At 61.0% G+C, this 19,368-nt stretch carries 17 protein-coding genes, 1 tRNA gene and 1 riboswitch; of the genes, 8 read left to right on the forward strand and 10 right to left on the reverse strand.

All coding sequences use genetic code 11. The annotated features are described in order from the left end of the window. The first annotated feature begins 3 nt into the window (after positions 1–3). Positions 4–1,134 carry a carboxylate-amine ligase gene (locus tag ACO08A_RS25870; RefSeq protein WP_421982924.1) on the forward strand — a complete coding sequence of 377 codons (1,131 nt, stop codon included), beginning with the start codon at positions 4–6 and terminating at the stop codon, positions 1,132–1,134. Between the two features lie 12 nt (positions 1,135–1,146). Here ACO08A_RS25870 and ACO08A_RS25875 read toward each other — a convergent pair whose 3' ends face one another. Beyond that, entirely contained in the window at positions 1,147–1,398 is a 252-nt protein-coding gene (locus ACO08A_RS25875) for a hypothetical protein (protein WP_422038723.1), read from the reverse strand. Positions 1,399–1,591: 193 nt separating this feature from the next. On the opposite strand from ACO08A_RS25875, the gene cobD reads away from it, so the two are divergent. Further along, positions 1,592–2,593, forward strand: coding sequence for a threonine-phosphate decarboxylase CobD (gene cobD, locus ACO08A_RS25880; protein WP_422038724.1), 1,002 nt, complete (start codon positions 1,592–1,594; stop codon positions 2,591–2,593). Positions 2,594–2,664: 71 nt separating this feature from the next. Next, positions 2,665–3,639 (forward strand): adenosylcobinamide-phosphate synthase CbiB, encoded by a 975-nt coding sequence (cbiB, locus tag ACO08A_RS25885; protein WP_422038725.1) that lies wholly within the window; start codon positions 2,665–2,667, stop codon positions 3,637–3,639. Here the strand turns inward: cbiB and ACO08A_RS25890 are convergent. The 6 genes from ACO08A_RS25890 to cobU all read right to left on the reverse strand — a co-directional run bounded on the left by ACO08A_RS25890 (position 3,636) and on the right by cobU (position 11,624). Further along, positions 3,636–5,147 (reverse strand): cobyric acid synthase, encoded by a 1,512-nt coding sequence (locus ACO08A_RS25890; protein WP_422038726.1) that lies wholly within the window; start codon positions 5,145–5,147, stop codon positions 3,636–3,638. The genes cbiB and ACO08A_RS25890 overlap by 4 nt on opposite strands. Further along, a complete protein-coding gene (locus tag ACO08A_RS25895) occupies positions 5,144–5,452 on the reverse strand; it encodes a YrhK family protein (RefSeq protein WP_422038727.1) in 309 nt (102 codons plus the stop codon). Before ACO08A_RS25895 ends, ACO08A_RS25890 begins: the two co-directional genes overlap by 4 nt. A gap of 45 nt (positions 5,453–5,497) precedes the next feature. Next, positions 5,498–6,136 (reverse strand): cob(I)yrinic acid a,c-diamide adenosyltransferase, encoded by a 639-nt coding sequence (cobO, locus tag ACO08A_RS25900; RefSeq protein ID WP_319387332.1) that lies wholly within the window; start codon positions 6,134–6,136, stop codon positions 5,498–5,500. Further along, the gene (gene cobN, locus ACO08A_RS25905) at positions 6,133–9,891 is read right to left on the reverse strand and encodes a cobaltochelatase subunit CobN (protein WP_422038728.1); all 3,759 of its coding nucleotides are present in this window, start codon (positions 9,889–9,891) and stop codon (positions 6,133–6,135) included. The genes cobO and cobN overlap by 4 nt, the downstream gene beginning before the upstream one ends. 78 nt (positions 9,892–9,969) lie before the next feature. After that, complete coding sequence (gene cobW / locus ACO08A_RS25910; protein ID WP_422038729.1) at positions 9,970–11,076, reverse strand: cobalamin biosynthesis protein CobW; 1,107 nt, start codon at positions 11,074–11,076, stop codon at positions 9,970–9,972. Next, positions 11,073–11,624, reverse strand: coding sequence for a bifunctional adenosylcobinamide kinase/adenosylcobinamide-phosphate guanylyltransferase (gene cobU, locus ACO08A_RS25915; RefSeq protein WP_422038730.1), 552 nt, complete (start codon positions 11,622–11,624; stop codon positions 11,073–11,075). Before cobU ends, cobW begins: the two co-directional genes overlap by 4 nt. A 33-nt stretch (positions 11,625–11,657) precedes the next feature. After that, a riboswitch (cobalamin riboswitch) is annotated at positions 11,658–11,868 on the reverse strand. A 313-nt stretch (positions 11,869–12,181) separates the two neighbouring features. Here cobU and ACO08A_RS25920 point away from each other — a divergent pair. The 4 genes from ACO08A_RS25920 (at position 12,182) to ACO08A_RS25935 (ending at position 15,137) form a co-directional block, all read left to right on the forward strand. Continuing rightward, positions 12,182–12,257: transfer RNA gene (locus ACO08A_RS25920), tRNA-Asn, on the forward strand. A gap of 368 nt (positions 12,258–12,625) precedes the next feature. Continuing rightward, complete coding sequence (locus ACO08A_RS25925) at positions 12,626–13,132, forward strand: hypothetical protein (protein WP_422038731.1); 507 nt, start codon at positions 12,626–12,628, stop codon at positions 13,130–13,132. Between the two features lie 371 nt (positions 13,133–13,503). After that, the gene (locus ACO08A_RS25930) at positions 13,504–14,565 is read left to right on the forward strand and encodes a DUF3500 domain-containing protein (RefSeq protein ID WP_422038732.1); all 1,062 of its coding nucleotides are present in this window, start codon (positions 13,504–13,506) and stop codon (positions 14,563–14,565) included. A gap of 29 nt (positions 14,566–14,594) precedes the next feature. Next, positions 14,595–15,137: a cytochrome b gene (locus ACO08A_RS25935; protein ID WP_422038733.1), complete on the forward strand. Its 543-nt coding sequence runs from the start codon at positions 14,595–14,597 to the stop codon at positions 15,135–15,137. Positions 15,138–15,221: 84 nt separating this feature from the next. Here the strand turns inward: ACO08A_RS25935 and nagA are convergent, their stop codons facing one another. Genes nagA through ACO08A_RS25950 form a run of 3 tightly spaced genes read right to left on the reverse strand, consistent with a single transcriptional unit; the run spans position 15,222 to position 18,180 of the window. Then, a complete protein-coding gene (gene nagA / locus ACO08A_RS25940) occupies positions 15,222–16,376 on the reverse strand; it encodes an N-acetylglucosamine-6-phosphate deacetylase (protein ID WP_422038734.1) in 1,155 nt (384 codons plus the stop codon). Then, complete coding sequence (locus ACO08A_RS25945; RefSeq protein WP_422038735.1) at positions 16,373–17,413, reverse strand: SIS domain-containing protein; 1,041 nt, start codon at positions 17,411–17,413, stop codon at positions 16,373–16,375. Before ACO08A_RS25945 ends, nagA begins: the two co-directional genes overlap by 4 nt. Positions 17,414–17,418: 5 nt before the next feature. Next, positions 17,419–18,180, reverse strand: coding sequence for a GntR family transcriptional regulator (locus ACO08A_RS25950; RefSeq protein WP_422038736.1), 762 nt, complete (start codon positions 18,178–18,180; stop codon positions 17,419–17,421). Between the two features lie 192 nt (positions 18,181–18,372). On the opposite strand from ACO08A_RS25950, the gene ACO08A_RS25955 reads away from it, so the two are divergent. Further along, positions 18,373–19,254: an N-acetylmuramic acid 6-phosphate etherase gene (locus tag ACO08A_RS25955; RefSeq protein ID WP_422038737.1), complete on the forward strand. Its 882-nt coding sequence runs from the start codon at positions 18,373–18,375 to the stop codon at positions 19,252–19,254. Positions 19,255–19,368 lie beyond the last annotated feature (114 nt).

The following is a 19,368-nucleotide window of genomic DNA, read 5'->3' on the forward strand; positions in this document are numbered from 1 at the left end:
CCGATGAAAGATCCAAGTTTCAGCGTCGGCGTTGAAGAAGAGTACCTGCTGGTCGACAGATCCACCCGAAAGCTGGCGAGTTCCCCGCCGAAGGAACTCTTCTCTGCCTGCGAAAGCGCGCTTGAGGGGCGGGTCAGTCCGGAATTCCTGCAGTGCCAGATCGAAGTCGGAACGCCAGTCTGCCTGACATTTTCGGAAGTGCGCGCGGAACTTGCCTATTTTCGCAAGACCGTCGCCAGGGAAGCGGCCGCGCATGATTTTGCGCCCATCGCCGCCTCCACGCACCCCTTCGCGGAATGGACCGACCAGCCACATACCGACAAGGAGCGATACAACCAGATCGCCCGGACGATGCAGGTCGTTGCTAGAAGAATGCTGATCTGTGGCATGCATGTTCACGTCGGCATCGAAGACGAGGAACTGCGCGTCGATCTCTTCAATCAGCTCGCCTATTTCCTGCCGCATCTACTGGCGCTGAGCACATCGTCACCTTTCTGGCGCGGGCGGAACACGGGGCTGAAGTCCTACCGTCTTGCCGTTTTCAACGAGATGCCCCGCACCGGACTGCCCCCGAGGTTCGAAAGTCATCATGAATACCGGCACATCGTCGACATCCTGAGCAGCGCCGGCGTCCTGGAGGACGCGACCAAGATCTGGTGGGACCTCAGGCCCTCCGACAGGTTTCCGACACTTGAACTGCGCGTGACGGATGTGTGTCCACGTCTCGACGATGCGGTCGCGATCGCGGCGCTCTACCGCTGCCTCTGCCGGATGCTCTACAGGCTCAGGCGGGCCAACCAGAGCTGGCGCCCCTATTCCCGGTTCCTGCTCGCGGAAAACCGCTGGCAGGCGCAGCGGTATGGAACCGAGGCGAGCCTGATCGATTTCGGCCGCAACGAAACCGCGCCCTTTGTGAATCTCGTCGAGGAACTGATCGAACTGGTCAGGCCGGACGCCGTCTTCTTCGGGTGCGAGGCGGAGGTCGAGCATATCCGGACCATTGCGCTGGAAGGCACATCCGCCGACAAGCAGCTGCAGATCGCCGGCGACATTCCCGATGACGGGCTCATCGCCCCGGACAAACTCGACAGGATCGTCGATCACCTGATCGCGGAAACACTGGCAGACCTTTAATCGTCGCCACGCCTAAGCGGTCTTTTTCGCCGAACCGGGCGGAGATCCGTGCGCTCTTGCGTGAAAGTGGCTCTTCTCCCCGGTCAGCACAAAGGCAAACTCGTCGATTTCCGAAATGACCGCGTCGGCCGATCGGGACAGACCCGATTTGGGCCGCATCGCGCGCTGCGCGTCGACCATTGCATTTCTGGCCCGCGCCAGTGCTTCCAGGAGAAGGTCCCGGTCGAAGTCCCTCGGCCCCTTCGATCTCCGTTCTGCTGCCATGTCTTACCCCACACTTTATGTTCCTGTTTTGTTCTTATCATTTCCGAATTTTTCCTGTCAATTTGCGTTTCTGACAAGGGAAGTGTCGTTTCACGTGCTGCCCCCGACCGCCAAATCGGATAATGCTCGGCAAATCAAAGACTAGAAGCCCCGGCCTTTCGGTTTGCCGGGTAGAAGCGCAAAGGGTGATTTCGTGAAACACGGTGGTGACTTGTCGCTCGCGGTTGAACGTTTTGGCGGAAAAGCGGATGACTGGCTGGATCTGTCGACCGGGATAAACCCCTATAGCTACCCGATTGCGCAAACGCTTCCGGCCACCGCCTGGAATGCGCTGCCGAACCGCGTCGCGGAAGAACAGCTGCTTGCCGCGGCGCGGCGCGCCTACCAGGTGCCCGATCATCTCGGGCTTGTCGCCGCGCCCGGTACGCAGATCCTGCTCTCCCTCTTGCCGGCACTGCTTCCCGACGGACCCGCGGCCCTGGCGGGACCGACCTATTCGAGCCACAAGGAAGTCTGGCAAAGGGACGGCAGGGACCCGCTCGAACTTTCCAGCGTCTATGCGCTGCCTGCGGAAGCAAGGATTGTCGTTCTGGTCAATCCGAACAATCCGGACGGCCAGTTGATCGATGTGAAGAGCCTTCTGGAAATTGCCCGGATCCTGACCGAACGCGGCGGGTTCCTGGTACTGGACGAAGCTTTTGCCGACGTCATGCCCGGAGCCAGCGTCCTGCCGCATGTCGGCGAGCAGAACATTGTCGTGCTGAGATCATTCGGCAAGTTCTTCGGTCTCGCTGGACTGCGGCTCGGTTTCCTGGCGGGCCCGCAGGAGACCGTCGACCGGGTCAGTGCCCGCCTGGAGAGCTGGAGCGTCAGCGGGCCGGCCCTGGAAATCGGGGCGACGGCCCTCCGGGACCAGGAGTGGCAGGACAAGACGGCGCGCCGCCTTGCCGATGAAATGGCCGATCTGACGATCACCCTGTCGGAACATCAGTTGAGCGTCTTCGGTGGCACCCCCCTGTTCGCACTGGCGGGCCTTCGCAAGGCGCACGCGCTGCATGAAGCGCTGGCGCGGCGGCATATCTGGACACGGATCTTCGACTATGCGCCGACATGGATCCGCTTCGGTCTGCCGGGTGGCCCGGAGAACCTGCAGCGATTGTCCGATGCCCTGGCGGATGCGCGCGGCGAGCTATAACCGCTCATGCCGCGCGGGACAGACGGGGAAAGCCGGTTCCCCTTTTCCGGGAATTGTTCTAGCTAAGCGGGATGCTGATCTACGAGAATGCACTCTGGTTGCTCCTCGCCGCGCTCCTGCTTGATGCGGTCGTCGGCGATCCGGACTGGCTCTGGCGCCGTCTGCCGCATCCGGTTGTCTGGATCGGCAAGGTGATCACGTTCTTCGACGGGAAAATGAACCGTCCGTCGCTGAGTTCCGGTCAGCGAAAGCGTGCGGGAACGCTCCTGCTTGCCGTGCTTGTTCTCGGCGGGCTCGCCCTGGGAGCGGTCCTCCAGCATCTTTTCGCGCGCATTCCCTTCGGCGATGTGCTGACGGTCATCATCGCCGCGGTCTTCATCGCGCAAAACAGTCTCTACTGTCACGTTGCCGCGGTCCGCGACGGGCTTGAAGGCAGCGGGCTGGAAGGGGGTCGCAAAGCCGTTGCCATGATCGTCGGCCGCGACCCGGAACAACTCGACGAAGCCGGTGTTTCCCGCGCTGCGGTCGAATCCTGCGCCGAGAACTTTTCCGATGGCGTGGTGGCGCCCGTATTCTGGTTTGCCCTTCTCGGCCTGCCCGGCCTTCTCGCCTACAAGGCCGTGAACACCGCCGACAGCATGATCGGGCACAGGAACGAAACCTATCAGGACTTCGGCTGGGCCTCGGCGCGGTTCGACGACCTCATCAACCTGCCCGCCTCCCGGCTGTCGGGACTTTTCATCGCTCTGGCCGCCCCGCTCGCGCACGGCTCTCCAGGCAAGAGCCTTGCCTGCGTCTTCAAGGATGCACGAAAGCACAGATCGCCAAATGCCGGGTGGCCGGAAGCGGCAATGGCGGGTGCGCTCGATATCGCCCTGGCCGGTCCGCGCGCCTATCTAGGTTACACGGTCGACGATCCCTACATGAACGCCGCCGGACGCAAGCAGGCGACCGCAAATGACATAGACCGGGCGGTCTTCGTCATGATCGGTGCATGCGCTGTCCAGGCGTTTTTGGTTCTGCTGATTGCGCTTGTTCTGCGTTAGCCGCCGATGCCGTCTCGAAGCGCCCGAGAGCCATCTCCTCCGGCAATCTCAAAGATTGCGTCGACATCCAAAACGCTTTCCAGATGGCGCGCCAGATCATCCAGGATGCGGTCGATACTTCTGCCGTAGGCCAGCTCGGATGATGCTCCAAGCGCTGCCAGATAGGCGGAGCGGAACTTGTCGCTGGTAAAGAGGCCATGGACATAGGTTCCGCAAACCCGTCCATCCTCCGACACCGCACCATCCATGGAGCCGTTTTTCAACTGCATCATCGGGCGGTCGCAATCGGGACCCGCCGTGCGGCCGATATGGATCTCGTAACCGGAAAACGCCGCGCCGCTGGCGAGGTGGGTTCCTTCTGCATAGACAGTCGATTTCTCGGCCGTGAGAACGGTTTCGATATCCAGAAATCCGAGACCTTCGACGGTTCCCGGCGGTCCCTCGATGCCGTCGGGATCGGAAATCGTCTTTCCCAGCATCTGATAGCCGCCGCAAACCCCGAGGATCTGGCCACCGCGACGATGGTGCGCCTTCAGATCGATGTCCCACCCCTGCCCGCGGAAAAAGGCAAGGTCTCCAACCGTCGACTTCGAACCGGGAAGAAGGACGATATCGGCATCGCCCGGCAAAGGTTCGCCCGGCTGAACCAGTGCGAGTGACACGCCGGGTTCCAGCCGCAACGGATCGAGATCATCGAAATTGGCAATCCGGGAGATCACGGGAACGGCAAACTTGAGGCTGCCCTGACCGAAGCCGTCTTCGAGGCCGAGCGCATCTTCCGCCGGCAGTTTCCCCGCCTCCGCAAACCACGGCACAACACCAAGACCCCGCCACCCGGTCCTTGCCACGATCTCGCGCATGCCGTCGTCAAAAAGGCTGGGATCCCCCCGAAAGCGGTTGATGAAAAAGCCCTTGATGCGGTTCTGTTCTTCCGGCTCAAGGACCGCGTGCGTGCCGACAACGGAGGCGATCACGCCGCCCCTGTCGATATCCGCGCACAGGATCACCGGCAGACCGGCTGCTTCCGCAAACCCCATATTGGCAATGTCGCCGGATCTGAGGTTGATCTCGGCCGGGCTGCCAGCGCCTTCGACCAGAACCAGATCCGCTCCTGAAGCAATGGTTGAAAAACTCTCCAGAACCTTCGGCAAAAGCGTATTCTTCTGCTTTCCATATTCGCGCGCACGCATGGTGCCGAAGCGTTTGCCCTGGACGATGATCTGCGCACCGGTGTCGGTCTCCGGTTTCAGGAGGACCGGGTTCATGTGAACCGAAGACGGCGCCCGGCAGCCGAGCGCCTGGAGCGCCTGCGCACGGCCGATTTCGCCGCCGTCATCGGTAACGGCAGCATTGTTCGACATGTTCTGCGGCTTGAACGGGCGAACGGTGAGCCCCCGGTTGGCAAACAGACGGCACAGGCCTGCCACGATGAGGCTCTTGCCGACATTCGAGCCGGTTCCCTGGATCATCAACGCGGGTGTTTTCGGCACCGCATCTGACCGCGTCATGGGTTCGGATCACCTTCAACCGGCGCGGCCCCATAGGGTCTGAATTCTGCCGGCACCGGCAGGTTCGCAAGGCGAAGTTCAAGCAGCAGCCTTATGGATGGCCTCACGGCGAACAGGAAAGACCCGATCAGAAACAGCCATGTCCCGGAAAACACGAGCTTGGGATAGAAGAAGAAGATGCTCCCGACGATAAAGGTCAGCGCGGCCAGGAACTCGACCACGGTCCGATAGAGTTCGTATTTGCGAACCAGTTCGGCATGATGGGGCGACGCGGAGCGCAGACCGTCATCAAAGATCTTGCCCATTGGGTCCAATCCTTCCCTGTTGCGTGTGCGCACCAAACCTCACGACTAGAACTCGATGCCTTCCTGCGGCTTCACGCCCGACCGGAACGGGTGCTTTACCTGGGTCATGTCGGTGACGAGATCGGCGATCTCGATGAGTTCGTCCTTTGCGTTGCGGCCGGTCACAACGACATGAACATCATCGGGTTTTTCGTTCTTCAGGAACTCGACCACCTTAGCGATGTCGATGTAGTCGTAGCGCAGCACGATGTTGAGTTCATCGCAGAGGATCAGGCGGTAGTCCCCGGAGGTGATCATGTCCTTGGCAGCTTCCCAAGCCTGCTCCGCCGCATCGATGTCACGCTGGCGGTCCTGCGTTTCCCAGGTGAACCCCTCGCCCATGCGCTTGATCGTCACCAGATCGGAAAAGCGCTCCAGCGCCATGCGTTCGCCGGTTTCGATCCGGCCTTTCACGAACTGGACGACGCCCACCTTGTGGCCGTGGCCGAGGGAGCGGAAGACCATGCCGAAACCGGCGGTCGATTTTCCCTTGCCCTTGCCCGTGTGAACGATCAGCAGCCCTTTCTCGATTGTCTTGGTCGCCATGATCTTGTCGCGCGCGGCCTTTTTCTTGCGCATCTTCTCCGCATGACGGGCATTCAGTTCGTCTTCGGTCAGCTCGGGCTTTTCGCTTTCGGCAGTCACGGCTTGGGTGTCCCTTCAAAACTCGTCTTAAGGTCATTCAGCACAGCATGGGTCGAATTGCGCCTCGGCGTCCAGAGGTCGCGGTCAATCGCGTCCAGAAAACGGGACAGCATGTCCGCGTAACCGGCGGGGTTGGCATCCTTCAGAAAGTCGCGGACCTCCGGGTCGTCGATATAGGCATCGAAGAGCTGGTCGAAATGGTGATCACCAACAGCTGTCGTCGTGGCTGAAAACGCGAACAGGTAGTCAAGCGTCGCAACCATCTCGAAAGCGCCCTTGTAGCCGTGGCGCATCACGCCGCGTATCCACTTGGGATTGGCGGCACGCCCGCGCACGACCCTGCCGATTTCTTCCGAAAGTGTCCTGACAACCGGACGCTCGGGCCGGGAATGATCGTTGTGGAACACTTTCGGGGCTGTGCCCTTGAGCGTTTCAACGGTCGCTGCAAGACCGCCCTCGAACTGGTAATAGTCGTCGCTGTCCAGAAGATCGTGTTCGCGGTTGTCCTGGTTGTGCAGAACCGCGTCGACAGACGTGAGACGCGCCGTCAGCTCCTCCTTCGCGCCCGCTCCGGACGCACCGCCGCCATAGGCATATCCGCCCCAGCCGAGGAATGTCTCCGCGAAGTCCGAGCGTTCCTGCCAGAGCCCTTCGTCAATCAGCGCCTGAAGCCCGGCCCCGTAAGCACCGGGCTTTGAACCGAAAACGCGGAAACCGGCACGGCGCTCCGCCTCGTCCGATCCGAGGCCTGCCGCCCGGAACCTGAGGGCGTCCGCTTTCATGCGTGCGGCGACCGGATTCGCATCGTCCGGCTCCTGCAACGCCCCCACGGCGCGCACCGCGCTGTCGAACAGATCCATCTGGTGCGGAAACGCATCACGAAAAAAGCCTGAGACCCGCAAGGTCACATCGATGCGCGGACGCCCCAGCTCCGACAGTTTCAGGATTTCAAAACCGGTCACCCTGCCCGATGCCTGCTCCCAGACCGGCCGTGCACCGATGAGCGCCAGGGCCTGGGCAATATCATCTCCGCCCGTACGCATGTTGGCCGTGCCCCAGCAGGTCAGGACCAGGGATGTCGGCCATTCGCCTTCTTCCTGAAAGTAGCGGTCGGCGACAAGGACGGCCGACTGCCAGCCGAGCCGCCAGGCCGTCTCCGTCGGCACCGCGCGGACATCAACCGAGTAGAAGTTCTTTCCGGTCGGCAGCACGTCCGGGCGCCCGCGCGAAGGCGCGCCGGACGGCCCCGGTTCCACGAACCGGCCATCGAGTGCTTTCAGGACCGACGCTGTTTCCGAGGGCCCCGACGCCAGGACGGACGGCCGCAGCGTTGTTTCGATCTCGTCGAGCACTGCACCGGCTTCCTGCCAATCACTCTTCGGGGGGCACGTGCCTGCGACAAGATCCCGGGACAAAAGCTCCAGTCTTTCAACCGTGTCACCGTTCGTTCGCCAGGGCGCGCCGGTGGTTGACATAAGTGCCTCAGGTCTCGCGCCGGACCAGGCCTGCGCGAAGTCGCAGTCGAGCGGGTTAAACTCGTCCAGGTCCAGATCCCGTGCGAGTGCTCTTTGCAGGCTCTGCTGACGGGGTTCCGAGCCGCGCGGCACACGGGCAAGCGCGCATAGCAGGTCAACAAGCTGATCGCCGTCCGGACTTCGGCCCAGAATGTGGAGACCGTCCCGGATCTGCAGTTCCTTCAGATCGCAAAGATGCGCATCGAGACGGGCGAGCCGCGTTTCCTCATCCATCTTGTCGTCGAGGCCGATGTCCCGGTCGAGGCCATGGCGCACCGCCGCATCGAGAATCTCGCGCGTCAGTGCTTTCAGGCGGCGCGGATCGACACCGCTGGCGAGGTAATATTCGTCCAGCAGCGTTTCCAGTTCCTCAGCAACACCGTGACTTTCGGCCCGCGTCAACGGCGGTGTCAGATGATCGACGATGACGGCGGATGTCCGGCGTTTCGCCTGCGCGCCCTCGCCGGGATCGTTGACGATGAAGGGATATACATTGGGAACAGGACCGAGAACGGCTTCAGGGAAGCAGTTTTGCGACAGGGCAAGCGCCTTGCCCGGCAACCATTCAAGATTTCCATGTTTGCCGAGATGCACGACGGCATCGGCACTGAAGCACTGCCGTAACCAGATGTAGAATGCGAAATAGTGGTGCGGCGGAACCAGATCCGGATCGTGATAGGTCTCCTTGGGATCGATGTTGTAACCGCGCGCCGGCTGAATTCCGACGATCTGATTGCCGAACCGGTGAAGCGCGAGCCGGAACTTTCCGTCGACCACATGCGGGTCGCTTTCCGGTGTCCCCCAACGATCCGATACGGCCATCCTTAAATCCGCCGGCAACCCCGCGTAATCCCGCTGATAGTCAAACAGCGAGAGTTCTTCGTAAGTCTGCCGGTCCGCACGTCCGTCCAGCGCGTTGGTCACGCCGGACGTGAGCAGCTTCATCAGCGCTGCCGGCGTTTCTGGTGCATCTCCCGTCTCAAACCCCGCAGCGTCCATGGCGGCCAGAAGCGCGGTGCAGGATGCGGGCGTATCGAGGCCGACGCCATTGGCAAGCCGGCCGTCCTTGTTCGGATAATTCGCCAGGATCAACGCCGTCTTCTTTTCAGCCGCGGGCTTCCGGCCAAGCGCCGCCCAGTTCGCGGCCAGGCCGGCGACGAAGCCGACCCTGTCGGAAACAGGCGTGAACCGCACCGGGGTCGACTGCGTGGCCTCATCGAAAACGCCTTCCTCCTTGAAGGAAACGGCGCGCGTCAGAATGCGCCCGTCGATCTCCGGAAGGACGACATGCATGGCCAGGTCCCGGATGGAAAGGCCCTGGTCGCTTTCCTCCCAGCCTTCCTTCGAGGACGAGGAAAACACCACCTGAAGCACGGGTTTGCCGATCCTGTCGAGCGGTGTCGGCTGGTGAGCCCGCCCCGCCTTCGACACCGCAAAGGCGGTTCCGTTCAAAACGACATCCGGCTGCGCCCCGTCAAACAGGCTTTCCAGGATCGCAACGGATTCGGCTTCCTTCAAACTGGAAACAAAGACAGGCAAGGCATTGATACCGGCCTGATCGAGCGCCTCGACAAGCGCGTCTATGGGCGCGGTCTGTGCTCCCTGAATGAGTGCCCGGTAGAAGGTGATGGCAGCGACGGGCCGCGGCGCGTCGGGCCAGACCGCCTTCCAGTCCTGAAGATCCGATGCCGTCTGCCCCTTGAGGTAGATCCCGGCCCGCGGAAGTGGAACCGGATGCGCCGGCTCGTCGGCAAGGCCTAGCAGAAAAGCGGCATACCGCAGCGCGTTTGCGTAGTTCTGCGAACCACCTTCGACGCAGTAGCGCCAGAACCTGTGAACCTCTTCGGCGGGGCGCGTCGAATGGGACGTCAGTTGCTCGTCCCACTTGTCATCGCCGGGAATGACGATCAGTTCACTGCCATTCGCCCGGATCTCTTCGCCAATTCGTTCAAGCCCGTAGCGCCAGTATTCGACGCCACCCAGGATACGCAGGACCACAAGCTTCGATCCCCTGACCGTCTGTTCGGCGTAGAGATCGATCGAATAGGGATGCGACAGCGCCATCAGGTTGGCGAGACGCAGGCTTGCGCGGCCCGCCTCAAGTGCGGCGTGTGAGGATGCGAAACCGCCGAGCTCAGTGTCCGCCGCCGAAAGGAACAGGATATCGGCGGGCGACTGCCCAAGGTCGACGGCATCACCACCGTCGTCAATCCGTCGCGTCTGACTGGCCAGAATGTGCATGCGGGCGTGTCTTCTTCCTCAGGCGTGCTGGGCGGTATGGCTATTTCGAACTTGCTGACATCAGGTGCCGCAGCATATTCAGGCGGCGGCCTTCACGCTGCCGAAAAGCGCGCGGACGGCATCAAGGTCAAATCCCTTCAGGCCGATCACCACCAGTTTTCCGGAGCTCTCCGCCCCGGCGGCAAACCAGGTCTCCACCCTGGGGCCAACCGCCTGAACCATGGCAGGCGCCGGCTTGCCTTCGACCCGCACCGCCCCCTTGATACGCAGCACACCTTTGAGAGCCATGCCTTCCAGAACTCTTTCCTCGACGGATTTCAGGCTCTGGAACGCAGGCACATCGAGAACGTGGCTTTCGAAATCATCGTGGTGATGGTGATCATGGTGGTGGTCGTGATGATGGTCGTCGTCGTGATGGTGGTCATCATCGTCATGGTGATGATGGTGGTGTTCGTGGCGCGCCGCCATGTCGTCTTCGGCCGCAGACTGGCGGCCGAGCAGAACCTCGATCGGCAAGGTTCCCTTTTCGGAGGAGACGATGTGAACCGCGGACCGGACGTCCGCCTGGATCTTGTCCTCGACGGATTTCAGCGTGTCGCCAGAAACAAGATCGGCCTTGTTCAAGACAACCAGATCCGCGCAGCGCAACTGATCCTGAAACAGTTCTTCGACGGGGCTTTCGTGATCCAGTGCGTCATCGGCGGCACGTTGCGCCTCAAGCGCATCTTCGTCCAGCGCGATCCGGCCTTCGGCAAGGGCGGCGGCATCCAGGACCGTGACGACGCCGTCGACGGTCACCTTCGTCTTGACGCTCGGCCAGGAAAACGCGCGTACAAGCGGCTGTGGCAACGCCAGCCCGGATGTCTCGATGACGATGTGCTCCGGCGGCGTTTCGCGGGCAAGCAGCATTTCCATCGTCGGCAGGAAATCATCGGCGACCGTGCAGCAGATGCAGCCATTGGTGAGTTCCACGACTTCTTCCGCCGCACAGTCCGGATCCGCGCAACCATTCACCAGAGACCCGTCGAACCCCATGTCTCCGAATTCATTGACGATCAGGGCAATCTTGCGGCCGTTGGCGTTCTGCAGAAGATTGCGGATCAGCGTCGTCTTTCCGGCTCCCAGAAACCCGGTCACGATCGTTGTCGGTATCTTCTGTCCCTTTTGCGGGCTCATCGTGTTCATAGTGCAATGTCCATGTGCGGGTTGGGTTTCAAAAGCACGGGCAGTCCGGCGGCGACAAAAACCACCTGGCTGCAGGCTTGAGCGATATCCTGATTGAGACGCCCCTGCGCATCTCGAAACGACCTGGAAAGACGGTTGTCCGGCACGATCCCCATGCCGACCTCGTTCGATACGAAGACACAGGCGGACGCAAGCTCCGAAACAGCGTCGCAGAGCTTTGCCGTCTCGGCGGCAATATCCTTTTCGGCGAAGGTCAGGTTGGAGAGCCAGAGCGTGAGGCAGTCGACAAGCACGACCCGGCCGGGACTGCACTCACGAGCAAGGACGCCGGCCAGGTCCAGCTGTTCCTCGATCGTCTGCCAATCGTCGCCGCGCTGATGCTGATGGGCAGCGATGCGGTCGGCCATCTCGGCATCGAAAGCTGCGCCCGTGGCGACATAGATCTTTTGCAGGCCGGAGCGGACCGCGAGCCGTTCGGCGAACCTGCTTTTGCCGGAGCGCGCGCCCCCAAGGACAAGTGTGGACCGGGGCCCTGTTCGTTCATTCACCACAATCTCCCGGCCGTCCACCCGACAGCTGCAAGGGTTAGTCTCCCGACGGCCGGTCTCCTGGCTCACGGCTGGTGGCCTCTTGCACCCCTTCCCGGTCCGCCGGACCAGTGGCTCATGTGCAATCGCTCGCCGTTTACAGTTGCGGGGGCAGCTCCGGATTGGCGCGGGGCGCTTGCACCGGATTCCCGTTTCATCCGGTCCGGGCCAAGCCCGTTCCGGAACCGTCGGAATCCTTCCTAAACGCATATTCGGCAAGTGACAAGCGCGGGAAACACACCGCGAAGGCAACGGCACGCCGAAGATCACTGCAGACTCATGCCCCTTTCCCTGCGGTGCAAAAGGATATCCGTGACGACCGCAGCGTGGGGACGCCACCGTTTCCCGAATTGAGAAATCCGTCTAGGCATCTGTTTTTCTTGATGTTCTCCACACGGAGCACAAAAAAATGACGGCTGAATGAAAAAAACGCACACTGGGGCTTGGCAAACGGATCAAGCCTTTGATATACGCTTGCCCATCGACGGGGCGGTCGCGAACCGGCCCCAACGTGGTGATCCCCAGTAGCTCAGTTGGTAGAGCAAGCGACTGTTAATCGCTGGGTCGCTGGTTCGAGTCCGGCCTGGGGAGCCATCACCACTCTTCTTTCATATGACAATCCAAGACGTAATGAGTGAGCGTTTCCGCGTGCGCGCGCTTGCAGGCGCATGATTGACCTTGCGCGCAATCCGGCACACATGCCGCCCGGTCAGCCACTCCGTTCAGGCTTCCGGCACCCGTTCGTTCACTGCGCCGGTTTGAGTCGCGCTGGACAGTAACTCGTAATATTTACTAAGACCTTCCACGAAAGTAGTTAGATACAAGCCAGATATTTTCTTTACATTTTATCTTTTCAGTACATTTCAGGCAGTATTTCACTGCATCTGCACTTCCCTTTCGAAAATGCATGAGTTAGCGTCCGGCGGCATGCAACTTTTGATTTAGTTTTGACGTAGGCACAGATGGCGAAGATCGTGGTGGAGACTGCTGAGACCAAGAAGAAGGTCTCGGATGCGTTGAGAGAAAATGACTTTCAGCGTGCCGTCGAACACTACAGGGAAAACTCGGTCTCCGGTCCGCTTTTCGGCACGATCCTGAACGGCGACGCCAAGGGCGCCGAACACCGGCTGCTTCTCCAGATCAATCCAAGCAACGACGAACAGGCCTCGGGCGGGTTCGTTATCGGGTTCACGGAACTGGCTGAAGCCGTTCATGATGCGCTGCGCTACGACACGCAGGTACGCACCTTGTTCGACAGCCCAGGCCGCGGCGACGATGATGATGCCGGTACGGGGTTTTCGGAAGCAAAAGCGGAATTCGGTGCCCAGGATCCGGTCTCGTTCATGGAACGGAAACGCGACGAAACGAAAGCGCTTGCCGATGCGCTCGAAGGTGCGGCCCTCAAGCTGCGTGAAGACGTTCCGAAATACGAGGCCTGGCTCCGGAAAAGGACGCGTGAAACCGATTGAAAGCAGCGCGGGCGTTCGATGTCTTTCTTCGCGTCGTTGCCGACGCAGCGCGTCAGGCCCGGCCGTGGCTTGCAGGACGGCATCCAGACGTTCACGCACACGTTCTTCGAACGTGCTGCCGATTATTGTACGATTCCGTTTCTTGTATGGATTTCCGAGCGGACCACGGGACGCATCGCCAGAAGATTCGCAAACATCATAATCCTGACCGGAAGGCATGGGGTTTAATCGTCCCGGCACGAGGTCTCTTGCCGCGGATACGTGGGTCGTCACCGAACCGTTGCATTCATCGCAATACGGCGATGTGCCGTCGGGTTTGTGTCAACGTTTCGAGGCATGGGGCCGGCCAAGCAGTTCTACGGAGACCGATCATGAGATTCCCGACCTTCGCGACCGTCATGCTGCTGATCGCAACGCCGCTCGCCGCCCATGATGTAACGGACCAGCAAGCCCATGGCGTCGTGCCCATACCGGACTATGCGCAACCGTACGGCAAGGCTTCGGCCAGATCGGCTCGTCTTGCGGCAATCGCGCTGCTCGCACATTTCGACGACGACGCCGCCGCGAGGTTCGTCTTCGAGTTCGACGCGGACAAGCGGACGACCTGGTCAAACCTTCCTACCGCCATGGTAGAACGGGCAGGCATATCGGTCGGAGAGATGGACGAGACCCAGCGTTCGTCTCTGTTCGACTTTCTCGCGTCGGCACTCAGCAAGGACGGCTATGAACGCGTCGCGGAAATCATGGCGGCGGAAGCCTTTCTGAGCCGCGATGCGCGCGCGGAGCGTTTTCAATGGTCGCCTGAGAATTACTGGTTTGCGTTTTATGGCACGCCTTCGTCGGAGGCCCCATGGGCATGGCAATTCGGCGGCCATCACCTCGGCCTCAATGTCTCTATTGACGGCGACACGGTCCAATCGCTTTCCCCTTCCTTTGTCGGCACCGAGCCATCGATTTTCACGCTCGACGGGACCGCCTATGAAGTCGGCTTCGACATGCACCAGGCAGGTTTTGCGGTATTCGACGCGCTCGATGAAGACCAGCAAGCGATTGCAGATGCAGGCGCGGTGCCGGACAACGTGCTGACCGGCCCCGGCAAAGACGGCGTTGTTCCACCGGTCGCCGGGCTTGCAGCATCCGCGATGTCGGCGGCCCAGAGAGATCTTCTGAAAACTGCCATTCGCCAATGGGTTTCCGTTCTGCCGGCCGAGGACATGGAACGGCGGATGGACGAACTTGCAGCCGATCTGGACAAGATCTCGTTTGCCTGGACCGGCAGCGACGAGGTCAACACGCCGACCTACATGCGCATCCAGGGGCCGAGCCTGATCATCGAACTTCTGTCGACAGGCGGGAATGTCGGCGGCAACGCGTCCGGCGCCGGGCACTACCACACCATGTACCGCAATCCGAAGTCCGACTACGGGCGCTAACAAGACCTGATCCGGCGAGGAATAGATCGATGGAAAGCAAACCTGTTTCAAGGCTCGAGATGTCGCTGCACTGGACGATCGCAGCCGGAATCGTCGGTCTGATCGGCCTCGGGCTTTTCATGTCCGAGACACGCAGCTTTTCCCTTTACGACATTCACAAGTCGATCGGGTTGCTGCTGTTCGTGATCATTGCCGTGCGGGTGGTCGTGCGCCTGAGCAAGGGCTGGCCGGAGAGCATAAGTGGCGGGCCGGCCTGGGAACACGCTGTCGCGCGTTTCGTTCACTGGGCGCTGATCCTGGGAACCGTCATCATGCCCCTGTCCGGACTGCTGGACGCACTCATGAGCGGCCAGGGCCTCAGCATTTTCGGTCTTGATCTCGTGGCCGGCAATCCGGGCGAGAATGGCCGGCCGCAAGCCCTCAACGAGGGATTGGCGGAGCTGGCTGAAGAGGTTCATCACTACACCGGCTATGCGCTGATCGCCGCGATCGTCCTGCACGTGGCAGGTGCCCTGAAGCATCATCTCGTTGACGGGGACGACACACTCAGGCGGATGGTGGGACGATCCTGACTGCAAGCGAACAGGTGACTGTCCCGAGCGCATCAGACAGGCGGCTTCGGACGCGCCAAATGGCGCGCCACTCGACCGCTAGACTCACGGCGAATATGCAGGCTTTCCGTTGAGCCAGACCCGCTCGACGGCAAAGTCCGCTCCAAACAGAACCATGTCGGCAGCGCACTCCGGACGCAGCCGACCGACGGGAAGTCCGATCACCTCCGCGGGGTAACTCGTTGCCATCTTCAACGCCGTGCGCCTGTCAACGCCGACACTGTCACACAGGAAGCGCATCGACGCCGGCAGATCGATGTCCGCACCTGCCAGTGTCCCGTCGGCAAGGCACAGCATGCCGTTCTTCCGGAAAATCGTGCGCCCTCCCAGAGTGAATGAGCTCACATCCGTGCCGGTCTGTGACATGGCATCGGTCACCAGAAAAATCTGTCCGGGGCCGCGCTTTGATTTCATCGCGATGCGGACCGCCACAGGATCGACGTGGATGCCATCCGCAATCAACCCGGCGCTGAGGTTGCCGAGGTCGAGTGCCGCGCCGACAAGCCCCGGTTCGCGATGCTGCAACGGGCTCATGGCGTTGAAGAGATGGGTCACGCAGGCCGCTCCAGCGTCCACCGCCAATTGGCAGGCTTCGTACCCGGCCCCCGTGTGACCGAGGCTGACGTGGACGCCGCCCTTGCTGAGACGCGCAATCTGACCGGGCGTGACCGTTTCCGGTGCGACCGTGATCATCAGGCTGGGCAACTGCCCGGCCGCTTCAAGATAAAACGTCAGATCTTCTTCCGTCATCGGTCTTATGAGACCAGCGTCATGCGCGCCTTTCCGGTTTACTGACAAGTGCGGGCCTTCCAGATGCAGACCCTTGAAGGCCGGGATACCCTTTGCGGCGGCCTCAATGCCGAGCGCAACGATCCTGCGCGTCGTCTCAGGCGTATCCGTGATCAGCGTCGGTGTCATCGCGGTGGTCCCGAGCGGCACATGTGCGGCGCAGATCACGGCCAGATCGTCCAGAGACCGTGCATCCCCGAGCATAAACCCGCCGCCGCCATTGACCTGGAGGTCGACCAGTCCGGGGGAAATCAGCCCCCTACCCAAATCCTCCACAGAGAACGCGTCCGGTATCTCGGAGACGGACACAACACCCGCAACGGCCCGATCGACAACGAGAACCGCGGCATTCTCGTGGATCGCGTCACCGTCGAAGACCCGCTGCGCGGTGTAGGCCACCCTCTCCGTCATACCGTTTGCGTCACCTTCTTCAGGTGCCGCGGAACATCGGGATTGAACCCCCGGCGGCGGGCGAACCATTCGATGAAGGCATAAAATGATACGATCTGCGTGATGGCATCGGTCAGCGGATGCCCGGCGGCCTCGAAGTCGAGCCGTTTCGCGTGTTCAAGCTTGTCTGTGGTTCCAAAGACGATCCCGCCCTGAGCCGCCATGCGATCCGCCGTCCGGGCAAGACCTTCCTCGGCTGCATCCCGCACGCCAAGCACAAGAACCGGATATCCGTCTTCGACAATCGAAACCGGACCGTGCAAAACTTCGGCCGAGGAATAGGCCTCTGCTTGTATCTGGCAGGTCTCCTTGAATTTCAGCGCCGCTTCGTTGGCAACCGCCAGCCCCGGGCCGCGTCCGACCACGTAGAGCGAGCCGCGCTTTTCAATCGGATCCGCCAGGACCGACCAATCGGTTTCAATCGCCCTTTCCAAATGAGCGGGCACAGCATCAAGGGCGCGGGACAGCTCTGCATCATTGCCGATCTCTGCGAGCAGCAAGAGGCCGGCAATCACGGAATTCACATAAGTCTTCGTCGCCGCAACGCTTTGTTCAGCGCCTGCGCAAATGTCAATCGTCGCGGTGGAAAGCCGTGCAAGCGGACTGTCACCGGTATTTGTAAGACCGATCGCAGTCGCCCCCTGTTTCACGGCCGCCTCGACGACAGACAGAATGTCGGGACTGGCGCCCGACTGCGAAATCGCGATGACAAGCGCCTTTTCCAGGTGAACCCGTCCGCCGTAGACCGAAGACACGGAGGGGCCGAGAGATGCCATCGCGAGGCCAAGATAGATTTCGGAGGCATATTTCAGGAACATGGCAGCATGATCCGAAGACCCCCGCGCCACGCTTGCCAGAAAAACCGGCGACCCCGCCTCTTCGGCGATCTTGCGGATGCGCGGGCGCGATACGGACAGCAATCGGCGGACCGCGTTCGGAATTTCCTCGATTTCGCGGCGCATATGCGTCGGCGTGTTCGGAGACGAACTGTCAGACATTGAATTTAGTCTTCCGTAATTTGCAGCTCGGCAATGAAGTCATATGCATCGCCGCGATAGACCGACCGCGTGAATTCCACGACATGGCCGGATGCGTGATAGGAAACGCGTTCGATCTTGAGACCGGCGGATCCGACCGGAACGCCGAGAATGTCGGCGTCCGTCTGCTCCAGGCTTCTGGCAGAGATCCGTTGGATCGCGCGCACCGGCTGCATGCCCGACGCGCGCAGCACCGCGTAAAGCGACGTCGAAACCTGTTCCGGGTTAGGCAACACCTTTTCCGACAGCGATGCCCTTTCGATCGCCATTGGCGTGCCGTCCGCTTTCCGGAGGCGCTCGACACGGGCAACCCGTTCGCCCGAACTCAAGCCGAGTGTGAACATTTCCTCCGGTGATGCGGGAAACAGCCCTCTCTTCAGCCATTCGCTGCTGGCTTGCATTCCCCGGCGCGCCATGTCCTCGCTGAAAGACGTCAGGCTGGACAGACGCTGCTCGACCTTTTGCACTTTCGGCGCAACAAAGGACCCGCTCCCCCTCTTCTGGACCACGACCTGATCTTCGACGAGACCGGCCACTGCCTTGCGAACCGTGACCCTGGAAAGTTCGGTTATCGCGGCAATGTCCCTTTCGGAGGGCAAAGGCTCGTTTTCCTTCAAAACGCCTTCGTCGATCGCCTGCAGGATGCGCCGGCGCAACAACAGGTATCTTGGACCGCTTGACGCAGCGAGCCAGTCGCCTTTTTCCAGCATGGAAACGAAGTCTGTCATTGGGCGCGACGCCTTGGTGAAAATAATACCTTTCAGATACCAATTTAAACTCTATCGAAACCTAAAATCAAGTGTTAAAAGAAATTCACCCAACCGCGAGGCACCGTCGGCAGCTACAGCCACCCTTTTGGTGGACCTGCTTTTCCTGGGCTTGTCTCGGCGAAAAAACGCAAGTGTTCGAGTTTCCGGAATATGACCCTGCCGACGACCGAAGACCGTGATCCCCAATCCATTGGCCTGTCGACGAAGCCCGATGAGGAAGTTCTCTCGATCATCCTCCAGAGGCAGCTGGAAGCGCTCGAAGCCACCCGCGATGCGATCCCGCAGATCTGCAGGGCGGCGGCGTGTCTTCATATGGCGGCGGCGTCCGGTGGCAAGATTGGTTATGCGGGTGCCGGAAGTGCCGGCCTCACGGCGCTGACCGATTGCCTCGAATTGCCGGGCACCTTCGGATTTTCCCCGGACCGCATGTGCATTCTTTATGCCGGCGGCGCCGAAAATCTTCTCAGTCTCGCCGGCGTGCATGAGGACGACACGCAGGCCGGGCTCAAGGATTTCGGGGAGTCCGGTCTTGGCGCGGGAGATGTCCTGATTGCCGTCTCCGCGAGCGGAACGACGCGCTACACTCTGGGAGCCGTTCAGGCGGCAAACCGTGCGGGCACCGTGACCGTGGGCATTGCCAACAACGCCGACACACCGCTGATGCGCGAGGTCACACACGCCATCCTCCTGAAAACACCACCCGAGATCATCGCCGGCTCAACGCGGCTCGGCGCTGCGAGCGCGCAAAAGGCGGCTCTCAACATGATGTCGACGCTTGTTGCGCTCAAGCTCGGACATGCCGTGCGGGGCCACATGGTCAACCTGGTGGCGGACAATGACAAGCTTCGACAGCGCGCGCAGCGGATCCTTCAGGATCTGACCGATTGCAGTCCGCAGGACGCGTTGGACGCGCTGACGGAAGCAGATGGCCGGTTGAAGGTCGCGGTCCTGATGCTGTTGAAGGACCTGGATGCCGATGCCGCCGAAGATGCCCTGACACGGAACGACGGCAATTTGCGTTCGTTTCTGTAACGCCGGCGCGGGAGACGCGGCGACCAGCAGCGCGACTTTTTGATTTACTGCCCGATTAATTGGTTGCATATTGGTATCTAATTTGACTTGCAATTGTCGCGCACGAGGAGCAGC

Origin of the sequence: Roseibium sp. (genome assembly GCF_965232425.1) — a bacterium.
Lineage (GTDB): Bacteria > Pseudomonadota > Alphaproteobacteria > Rhizobiales > Stappiaceae > Roseibium.

What these genes read in the sequence shown, in the direction of transcription:
- ACO08A_RS25870 (WP_421982924.1), top strand. Translation starts at nt 4, where the DNA reads ATGAAAGATCCAAGTTTCAGCGTCGGCGTTGAAGAAGAGTACCTGCTG.
- ACO08A_RS25875 (WP_422038723.1), bottom strand. Translation starts at nt 1,398, where the DNA reads ATGGCAGCAGAACGGAGATCGAAGGGGCCGAGGGACTTCGACCGGGAC.
- cbiB (WP_422038725.1), top strand. Translation starts at nt 2,665, where the DNA reads ATGCTGATCTACGAGAATGCACTCTGGTTGCTCCTCGCCGCGCTCCTG.
- ACO08A_RS25890 (WP_422038726.1), bottom strand. Translation starts at nt 5,147, where the DNA reads ATGACGCGGTCAGATGCGGTGCCGAAAACACCCGCGTTGATGATCCAG.
- ACO08A_RS25895 (WP_422038727.1), bottom strand. Translation starts at nt 5,452, where the DNA reads ATGGGCAAGATCTTTGATGACGGTCTGCGCTCCGCGTCGCCCCATCAT.
- cobN (WP_422038728.1), bottom strand. Translation starts at nt 9,891, where the DNA reads ATGCACATTCTGGCCAGTCAGACGCGACGGATTGACGACGGTGGTGAT.
- cobW (WP_422038729.1), bottom strand. Translation starts at nt 11,076, where the DNA reads ATGAACACGATGAGCCCGCAAAAGGGACAGAAGATACCGACAACGATC.
- ACO08A_RS25925 (WP_422038731.1), top strand. Translation starts at nt 12,626, where the DNA reads ATGGCGAAGATCGTGGTGGAGACTGCTGAGACCAAGAAGAAGGTCTCG.
- ACO08A_RS25930 (WP_422038732.1), top strand. Translation starts at nt 13,504, where the DNA reads ATGAGATTCCCGACCTTCGCGACCGTCATGCTGCTGATCGCAACGCCG.
- ACO08A_RS25935 (WP_422038733.1), top strand. Translation starts at nt 14,595, where the DNA reads ATGGAAAGCAAACCTGTTTCAAGGCTCGAGATGTCGCTGCACTGGACG.
- nagA (WP_422038734.1), bottom strand. Translation starts at nt 16,376, where the DNA reads ATGACGGAGAGGGTGGCCTACACCGCGCAGCGGGTCTTCGACGGTGAC.
- ACO08A_RS25945 (WP_422038735.1), bottom strand. Translation starts at nt 17,413, where the DNA reads ATGTCTGACAGTTCGTCTCCGAACACGCCGACGCATATGCGCCGCGAA.
- ACO08A_RS25950 (WP_422038736.1), bottom strand. Translation starts at nt 18,180, where the DNA reads ATGACAGACTTCGTTTCCATGCTGGAAAAAGGCGACTGGCTCGCTGCG.
- ACO08A_RS25955 (WP_422038737.1), top strand. Translation starts at nt 18,373, where the DNA reads ATGACCCTGCCGACGACCGAAGACCGTGATCCCCAATCCATTGGCCTG.